7 protein-coding genes and 1 pseudogene are annotated in these 8,802 nt (G+C 65.2%); 6 read left to right on the top strand and 2 right to left on the bottom strand.

All coding sequences use genetic code 11. The annotated features are described in order from the left end of the window. The 6 genes and pseudogenes from prpD to AC1DYM_RS05835 all read left to right on the top strand — a co-directional run. Positions 1-425, top strand: a pseudogene (prpD, locus tag AC1DYM_RS05860) (2-methylcitrate dehydratase); the annotation flags it as partial. A gap of 196 nt (positions 426-621) precedes the next feature. Next, positions 622-1,716 (top strand): OmpA family protein, encoded by a 1,095-nt coding sequence (locus AC1DYM_RS05855; protein ID WP_046966226.1) that lies wholly within the window; start codon positions 622-624, stop codon positions 1,714-1,716. Positions 1,717-1,897: 181 nt separating this feature from the next. Then, positions 1,898-2,341, top strand: a complete 444-nt coding sequence (locus AC1DYM_RS05850) for a DUF3574 domain-containing protein (protein ID WP_477336867.1) — start codon at positions 1,898-1,900, stop codon at positions 2,339-2,341. After that, positions 2,341-3,921, top strand: coding sequence for a hypothetical protein (locus tag AC1DYM_RS05845; RefSeq protein ID WP_477336865.1), 1,581 nt, complete (start codon positions 2,341-2,343; stop codon positions 3,919-3,921). The genes AC1DYM_RS05850 and AC1DYM_RS05845 overlap by 1 nt, the downstream gene beginning before the upstream one ends. 66 nt (positions 3,922-3,987) lie before the next feature. Continuing rightward, the gene (gene gloA, locus AC1DYM_RS05840) at positions 3,988-4,518 is read left to right on the top strand and encodes a lactoylglutathione lyase (RefSeq protein WP_477336863.1); all 531 of its coding nucleotides are present in this window, start codon (positions 3,988-3,990) and stop codon (positions 4,516-4,518) included. A gap of 14 nt (positions 4,519-4,532) precedes the next feature. Beyond that, positions 4,533-5,189, top strand: coding sequence for a rhomboid family intramembrane serine protease (locus tag AC1DYM_RS05835; RefSeq protein ID WP_477336861.1), 657 nt, complete (start codon positions 4,533-4,535; stop codon positions 5,187-5,189). A gap of 3 nt (positions 5,190-5,192) precedes the next feature. Here AC1DYM_RS05835 and rapA read toward each other — a convergent pair whose 3' ends face one another. Continuing rightward, positions 5,193-8,024 carry an RNA polymerase-associated protein RapA gene (gene rapA, locus AC1DYM_RS05830; protein ID WP_477336859.1) on the bottom strand — a complete coding sequence of 944 codons (2,832 nt, stop codon included), beginning with the start codon at positions 8,022-8,024 and terminating at the stop codon, positions 5,193-5,195. Between the two features lie 76 nt (positions 8,025-8,100). Next, positions 8,101-8,781, bottom strand: coding sequence for a Fe2+-dependent dioxygenase (locus tag AC1DYM_RS05825; protein ID WP_477336857.1), 681 nt, complete (start codon positions 8,779-8,781; stop codon positions 8,101-8,103). Positions 8,782-8,802 lie beyond the last annotated feature (21 nt).

Here is an 8,802-nt window from a genome sequence, read left to right as displayed (position 1 = left end):
ACCGTGACCACTGCATCCAGTACATGGTCGCGGTCCCGCTGATTTTTGGCCGCCTGACGGCGGACGATTACAACGACGCGATCGCCTCGGATCCGCGTATCGACGCCCTGCGCGACAAAATGACCGTGGTGGAGAATCCGCAATTCACTAAGGATTACTTCGACCCGGAAAAGCGCTACATCGGCAATTCGGTCCAGGTTTTCTTCAAGGATGGGTCGAAAACCGAAAAGGTTTCGATCGATTTCCCCATCGGCCACCGCAAGAGGCGTGCCGAAGGCATCCCTGTACTGCTCAAGAAATTCGAGGCCGCCCTGCGCGCCGAGTGGCCTGTGGAGCGGGTGGAGAAGGTTCTCGCGGTCACTTCTTCGCCGGAAACGCTTGATGCCATGCCCATTCACGAGTTCATGACACTCTTCACGGCTTGATAATGGCTGTGACTCAAGTATGAACGGCGGTTTTTAGCACGTGTTCAATTGTTTGATTTTTGCTAAACTGCCGCCGCCCGTTGAAGGGGTTTAAAGCGAGGGACGGCCGAAGTCCCCGGATTCGAAAAGAGTTTCTACGCGCGATTTCCGTCTGGGGTGGAGCGCGGACGCGAATACCAATAATGAGGAGACACCGATGAAACGTAAGGGCTTGTTTTTGCTGATCGGCTTGGCCCTGGGCGGCGTGGGTGCCGTTCACGCGCAGGAATCCGCTGACGCGGGTAACGGCTATGACGGCCGCTGGTACATCGCCCCGACGGTTGGCGGTTACTACAACGACACCGACCGCAACACCAATTCGCGTCAGGCCTACTACGGTCTGGGCGTTGGTAAGTTCATTTCGAGCAATGCGTCGATCGACATCTTTGCCGACCGCACCAAGCGCGACAATGATGGCTCGGGCCACTGGTCGAACAACGACTACGGTGTTGCCGCTCGCTTCTACGCTGGTGCGTGGGACGCGTGGCGTCCGTACCTGCTCGCCGGTGTGATGGGTGCTTACCACCACAATCCGTCGGACAAGGGCTGGTCGCCGGCTGCAGAGCTCGGCGTCGGCGTCTCCAAGACCCTCACCGACAGCTCGGACTTCCGCGTGGAAGCCGGCTACCGTTACGACTGGGACGACAAGACCATTCGTAGCGAGAACGGCTACGGTGACTGGTTCCTCGGCTTCTCGATCGTCTCGCGCTTCGGCGAGCCGCCGGCAGCTCCGGCTCCGGTCGCTGCTGTCGCTCCGGCCGCTCCGGATTGCTCCACCCTCGACAGCGATGGCGATGGCGTGAACGATTGCGACGACAAGTGCCCGGCCACGCCGGCTGGCACGATCGTCGGTCCGGATGGTTGCCCGCAGAAGGTCGTCATCGACCTGCGCGGCGTCAACTTCAAGTTCGATCGTCCGAAGAAGGGCGAGACGAACATCGGCCCGACCCTGCAGGAGCCGACCAGCGAATCGCTGGGCGTCCTCGACCAGGCTGTCGACACGCTGCAGCGCTACCCGACCGTCAAGGTCACGGTTGCCGGTTACACGGATAGCGTCGGTAAGGACGCGTACAACCAGGGTCTGTCCGAGCGTCGCGCTAAGATCGTGTTCGACTACCTCACGGCTCACGGCATCGGTGCCGACCGTCTGGAAGGCCCGATCGGTCACGGCGAGAACAACCCGATCGACACGAACGACACGGCCGAAGGCCGCGCTCGCAACCGTCGTACGGAACTGCAGGTTCAGCAGTAATCCGTTAAAGATCGGTAGTTCGATAAAGGAGCCCGGCGAAAGCCGGGCTCTTTTTTTATGCCCCCTGTGGGAGCCGATTTATCGGCGAAAACCAGGTTGCCTCGCCCTCCACCATTCCCGTTCTCCCGTGAGCCCTGTAGGCTCAAGGCGTCCAGCCGTACGGACGTCCAAAGGGGTTTGCATGAAAGCGATGGCAGGGATCTTCCTCGGCGTGCTGCTGGCCTGCGCCGGCTGCGCGGCGCATACGCCGGTCGTGTCGCCGACGTTGTCGGGTGATGCTGCCCATCCGGCCACTACGACGGGCTGGGTGCGCACCGAGTTGTATTTCGGCCTGGGCATGGCCGGACACACCGACGGTGTCAGCGAGGCCGACTGGCGCGCCTTCCTCGACAAGGAGGTGACGCCGCGCTTCCCGGACGGACTCACCGTCGTCGATGCCTACGGCCAGTGGCAAGGGGCCAGGCAGTCCCAGCCCGAGCGCCTGCGCTCGAAGATCGTCGTGCTCCTTTACGCCGACAGCGTGGCACGGCAGTCGGCGATCGATGCAATTCGCACCGCGTGGAAGGTCAGGACCGGCGACCAGTCCGTCCTTCGTGTCACCCAGTCCGCCGAGGTGTCTTTCTGATGGCCGCCAACCTGGCTCCGCGTCGTCGCTTCGGCGGCGGCGATCTCAACGGCGTGCTCGGCCTCGTCGTCGACAACCTTTCCCTGCTGGCCTTTATGGCCACCGCTCTTATCGGCATCTTCGGCATGCCCGCGGACCTCGTGTTTCGCCGCATGTTCCCAGGCACGGCGCTGGGCGTCCTCCTCGGCAACCTCGCCTACACCTGGATGGCGCGCCGGCTGGCGGCACGGACCGGCCGCGAGGACGTCACGTCGATGCCGCTCGGCATCGACGCGCCGACCACCATCGGCATGGCCTTGCTGGTCCTCGGCCCCGCGTTTGCCGGCTATCGCCAGGCAGGCATGGATCCGATCGCGGCGGGGGAGGCGACCTGGCACCTCGGCATGGCCTCGCTGGTCGTCATGGGCGTGCTGAAGTTCGTCCTGTCCTTCTTCGGTGCCTGGGTGCAGCGTTCCGTGCCGCGCGCCGGATTGCTCGGTTCGATCGCTGGGATCGCGCTGGTGCTGATGGGCTTCCTGCCGCTGGTGGAGATCCTGCGCGTGCCGGTGGTGGGCTTCGCCGGACTCGGTGTCGTGCTTTATGCGTTGGTGGCGAAGCGCCGGCTGCCGTTCGGACTGCCGGGTGTGCTTGGGGCCTTCATCGTTGGTGTCGTCCTGTACTACGGGTTGGGCCCGTCGGGCTTCCTCGGTAGCGGGTATCACCCGCCCGGCGCGTGGCAGTGGCGCCTTGGCTTCCCGCTCCCCAGCCTCGGCTTTCTCGATGGCCTGCCGGCTACCGTGCCGTACCTGCCGCTGATCCTGCCGTTCGGTCTGCTGATGGTGGTGGGCGGCATCAACGTCGCCGAGAGTGCGCGCGCCGCGGGTGACGACTATCCGACCCGCGACATCCTGCTGGTGGAAGCCCTGGCCACCCTGATCGCCGGCTTGTGCGGCGGCGTCGCGCAGACGACGCCATATATCGGGCAGCCAGCGTACAAGGCCATGGGCGCACGGACGGGCTACACGCTGGTGACGGGCCTCGTCATAGGCCTGGGCGGCGTCCTGGGTTACCTGGCGAACCTGGTCGAGTTGCTGCCGGTCGCCGTCCTCGCACCGATTCTCGTGTTCATCTCGATCAGCATCACCACGCAGGCCTTCGAGGCCACGCCGCTGCGTTACGCGAGCGCGGTCGTCTTCAGCTTCTTCCCGGCGATCGCACGGATGCTAGCGATCAAGCTCGGCGATCCGTCCATCGTCGATCCGACGCACTTTGCCGTGCTTTATGGCGATGCCAGCCACGGTATCTCCGCGATGGCGGTGATCTTCATCCTCGGCAACGGCTTCATCATCACCTCGATGGTGTGGGCCAGCTTCGTCGTGGCGATGATCGACGGGGACGTGCGCAAGGCCTCGGGCATCGTGGCGATTGGCGCTGTGCTCACGGCGTTCGGCATCATTCACTCGGTGGAGCCGATCGGCCCGGTTTATCTGCCCTGGTTGCTCGATGCGGGTGCGCGCGGGGTGGTTTGGCAGTTCGTGGCGGCTTATGGGGCGCTGGCCGTGGTGTTGTTTCTACTTTCGGTGGGGCCACGGMGGCGTTGAGCTCTTTTGCTTGAATTGCCGGCCCGTGGCAGCCACCCTTGGGCTCTTGCCCCAAGGAAATCCCCCATGTCCCTCGCCGACCTCACCTCGCTGCCCGGTGTGACCGCCACGCCGGATGCCGCGACCCACGGCTTCGTGTTCAACCACACCATGATCCGCGTGCGCGATCTCGACGTGTCGCTGGACTTCTATACGCGCGTGCTCGGGTTCACGCCGGTCTACAAGCACGTCTACGCAGAGGCCGCGTTCACCATCGTCTACCTCGTACTGGTCGCCGATCAGGGTGTCATTCCGGACGATGACGCGGCTCGCAAGCAGTGGGCGCTCTCGCAGCCCGGTGTGCTCGAGCTGACCCACAACCACGGTACCGAGAAGGACGCCGACTTCGCGTACCACAATGGCAACAGCGAGCCGCGAGGTTTCGGTCACCTGTGCGTGAGCGTGCCCGACGTCAATGCGGCCTGTGCTCGTTTCGAAGCCCTCGGCGTCACCTTCCAGAAGCGGCTCAGCGATGGCCGCATGCGCCACATCGCCTTTATCCGCGATCCGGACCAGTACTGGATCGAGATCCTGCAGCCGACACCGTTGGCCGGCTGAGACAGGTAACGACGATGCCGACCAAGCTGCCTCCGGTGACGCGTTACCTGCTCATCGCCAATGTGCTCGCCTTCATCCTGCAGCAGTTGCTGCAGGATGAAACCACGTACGCGCTCACGAAATGGTTCGCGTTGTGGCCTGTCGGCCATGACGTTGCGATGGAGATGGCTAACGGCGACATCGCCGGTATCGGGTTCAGGCCCTGGCAGTTGATCACCTACGGTTTTCTGCACGGTTCGATTCCGCACATCGTGCTGAACATGTACGCGCTGTACATGTTCGGTGGCCTCATCGAGCGGGTGATGGGCCAGCGACGCTTCATCATCTACTACTTCACCTGCCTGGTCGTCGCGGCCTTCGCCCAGCTCGCCATCGTGTATTTCTTCGAGCCCGATCGCGTCTTCCCGACGGTCGGCGCGTCCGGTGCGATCTTCGGGTTACTGGGCGCGTTCGCGATGCTTTTCCCGCGGGAGAAGCTGATGATGATCCCGATTCCGGTCGGCATCCCGGCGTGGTTGTTCGTCACGCTGTACGGCCTCGCCGAGCTTGTGTTCGGCGTGACCGGCACGTTGGCGGGCGTGGCGCATTTCGCCCACCTGGGTGGGCTGTTCGCGGGATTGATCCTGCTCTGGGCGTGGGGCGTTCGACCGCCACCACGCCGCGATTACTGAGTCTCAGCGCAGCGAGAGGAAGTCCGGGCTGACCACGAAGCGCACGGCATCCAGGCGCAGTCGCGCGTTCGGAATCGCCGCGAGCAGGGCGTCGCGTTCGGCGGCGATGGCATCCACTTCCGCGGCGGCGATGGAGGGATTGACGGCGCGCAGGGCGACGAGGCGTGCGTGTTCGGCATCCAGCTCGAGTTTCGCCGCGTCGATCGCTTCGAACTTGAGCAGTTCCGCGCGCCCCTCGGCCAGATCGAGCGCATGCTCGAGCATCGGCGGGACGAGCTTGGAGAGGAACTTGCGGAAGCGCGCCACTTCGATATTGCGATCCGTCGCGCGACGCAGGGCGATATCGCTCGGCCGGAAGCCCGGACGTTCCGACAGCTTGGTATCCACGGCGACGACCAGCGGCGTCGTCGGCAGGAAGCGGCCGGCATCGAGCGCGCGGTCGGCGATGATCTCGAGCACGTAGACCGTCTGCAGCAGCGCGGTGCGCACGGGCAGGGCGTCGTCGACGAGGAAGGCCGCATTGCCGGTTTCGCCGCTGACGAGCAGGTCCACCGCCGCATAGACCATCGGATGGTCCATGCGCAGCAGCGGCAGGTCCTCGCGGGCCAGCGCGACATCGCGCGAGAAGGTCACCGAAAGCGGGCCATCGGCAAAGCCCGGCAGGCCATCGGTGGAGAGGTACTGCGGGTCGAGCAGGACGATATCCGGCGCGAGTTCTTCCGTATGCACGCCATAGGTTTCGAACAGGCGCTGGATGAAGGCATCGCGTGACGGATCCTGGTCCTCACGGGCGAAACTGGAGGCAAGGTCGTCGGCGTGCGGATCGCGACTGGCCGCCAGTTCGAGCAGGTGGTCGCGTCCCGCGTGGATCAGGGCCGAGAGTTCTTCGTGCACGCCACGGGTTTCCGCGATGAGCGCATCGAGTTCCTGGTCGCGGGAATCGTCCTCGCGCGCATGTTCGTCGGCAAGGCTGGCGAGCAGTTCGCCGAAGCGGCGCAGCAGCTCGCGGCCATCGGCCGGGCTCGAGCGGAACGCGTCGAGGCCTTCGTCGTACCAGCGGGCCAATACGTGCTGGGCGCTCTGCTCGACCACCGGCACGTGCACGACGATATCGTGGCGCTGGCCGATGCGGTCGAGACGACCGATGCGCTGTTCCAGGAGATCCGGATCCAGCGGCAGGTCCCACATCACCAGTCGATGAGCGAACTGGAAGTTGCGGCCTTCCGAACCGATCTCGGAACATAGCAGCAGGCGTGCGCCGTCCGGCTGGGCGAAGAATGCCGCGTTGCGGTCGCGCTGGACGATACCGAGGCCTTCGTGGAAACGGGCCACGCCCACGCCGCTCTTCGTGCGCAGCGCGTCTTCGATCGCGAGCACCTTGGCCTGGCTGCGGCAGATGAGCAGGAACTTGTCGGCCGGGTGCGCATCGAGCAGGTCGATCAGGGCCTCGAGACGCGGATCGTCGTTGTAGTCGAACTCGAGGTGGGCCGCGGTGTTCTGGATGTCCGCACGGAATTCGGCGAGCAGGGCATCGCGGCGGCCGGCATCCAGGGTCTCCGGGTCGATCGCCAGGATCTCCGGCGTACGGCGTGGGAATCCACCGATGCCGGCACGACGGTTGCGGAACATCGCGCGCCCCGTGCCATGGCGATCGATGAGGGCAGCGAGCAGTTCGGCGTGCGCGTCGTCGCGCATCAGCAGGCTGGCGAGTTCGCGATCGCCCTTGAAGCGCGTGGTGAGCAGGGTGCGGTGCGCGGCGGAGAGCGGCTTGCCATCGGCCAGCGCGTTGGCGACTTCCGACAGTTCGCCGTACTCGGCGGATTCGGCAAGGTAGGCGTCAAGGTCGCTGTAGCGCTGGGGATCCAGCAGGCGCAGGCGGGCGAAGTGCCCGGCGCGGCCCAGCTGTTCCGGTGTGGCGGTGAGCAGGATGACGCCTGGCGTCGCCGTGGCCAGTTCTTCCACGAGGCGATAGCGCGGGCTGGCGGCTTCGGGGGTCCACTCGAGGTGATGCGCTTCGTCGACGACCATCAGGTCCCAGCCGGCCTCGATCAGCTGGCGTGCGCGCTTCGGCGCGGATTCGAGGAAGGCGAAGTCGGCGATCACCAACTGGTCGTCCTCGAACGGGTTGCGCCCGTCGTTGGACTGCTCGATGGCTTCGCAGCGCTCTTCGTCGAAAATGGCGAACGACAGGTTGAAGCGGCGCAGCAGTTCCACGAACCACTGGTACACCAGGGTTTCCGGCAGCAGCACGAGGACACGACCGGCGCGGCCTGCGGCAAGCTGGCGCGCCAGGATCATGCCGGCTTCGATGGTCTTGCCCAGGCCCACTTCGTCGGCAAGCAGCACGCGTGGAGGACGGCGCGCGGCAGCGATGCCGGCGACCCGCAGCTGATGCGGAACCAGGCCGATGCGGGCTGATTCGAGGCCCCAGGCAGCGGAGCGGCGCGCGTCGGCGCGACGGCGCAGGGCTTCCAGGCGCAGGTCGAAGCTCTCGTTGCTTTCGGTGCGGCCGCCGATCAGCCGGTCATCCGCCTGCGACAACGCCTGCTCGTCGTCGAGCTGGCCTTCTTCCAGTTCACGCCCTTCGCCGCGATACACGAAGAGGCCTTCGCGCTCTTCGATGCGCTCGACGAGGAAGGCGAGGCCCTTGCCCGAGACGCGCTGGCCGGCACGGAACTCCGCGCGGATCAGCGGTGCGCTGTCGGTGGCGTAGGGGCGCAGCACGCCCGCCTTGGCGAACAGGACCTGCACGCCGCGTCCTTCGACGCGAAGAATGGTGCCGAGGCCGAGCTCGGGTTCGGCGGTGGAGATCCAGCGTTGACCAGGTTGGAACATGCGGTGGGGAGCCAAGGACATCAGGGGGCGCCAATTATCCGCCCCCGAGGGCGCCCCTGCCTACCTTTGTTTTGCCTCAGGTTTCCGCCCAACGGCGCAACAGGTTGTGGTAGACCCCCGTCAATTGCAGGATCGACGCCTGATCGGCGCCACTGGCGGAGAGGTTGCGGATGGCCGTATCCAGCTCCAGCAACATCCGTCGCGCACTGTCGTCGCGCACGAGGCTCTGTACCCAGAAGAACGACGCGATGCGTGCACCCCGGGTCACGGGTGTGACCTTGTGCAGGCTGGAGGAGGGATAGACGATGGCGTCGCCGGCGGGCAGTTTCACTTCATGCTCGCCGTAGGTATCGCTCACGATGAGTTCGCCACCGTCGTATTCCTCGGGCTCGCTGAGGAAGAGCGTGCAGGAGATATCGCTGCGTACCTGGACATCACGGTCGCCGGTGGCCATGACGGCACCGTCGATATGAAAGCCGTACTCGCCGCCGCCTTCATAGCGATTGAAGCGGGGCGACAGCGTGCGCAGGGGCAGGGCGGCCGCGTGATACAGCGGGTGGCGGGCCAGTGCCGCCACCACGAGATCGCCCAATTCGCGGCGTAGCGGCGACGCATCGGGCAGTTGCAGGTTGCGTTTTACCTTCGCGCCCTGCGGACCGACGGTCTGGCGACCGTCGGTCCATTCGGCAGCCTCCATGGCGCGGCGCATCCCGGCGACCTGTTCCTTGCTCAGGACCTCGGGGATGTGCAGCAGCATGGCGGTGTTCCTTGAGTCGAT

The organism is Luteibacter sp. P1_D3 (assembly GCF_056406135.1).
The sequence above is the reverse complement of the archived record's forward strand: the minus strand, read 5'-3'. Positions and strand labels throughout refer to the sequence as shown.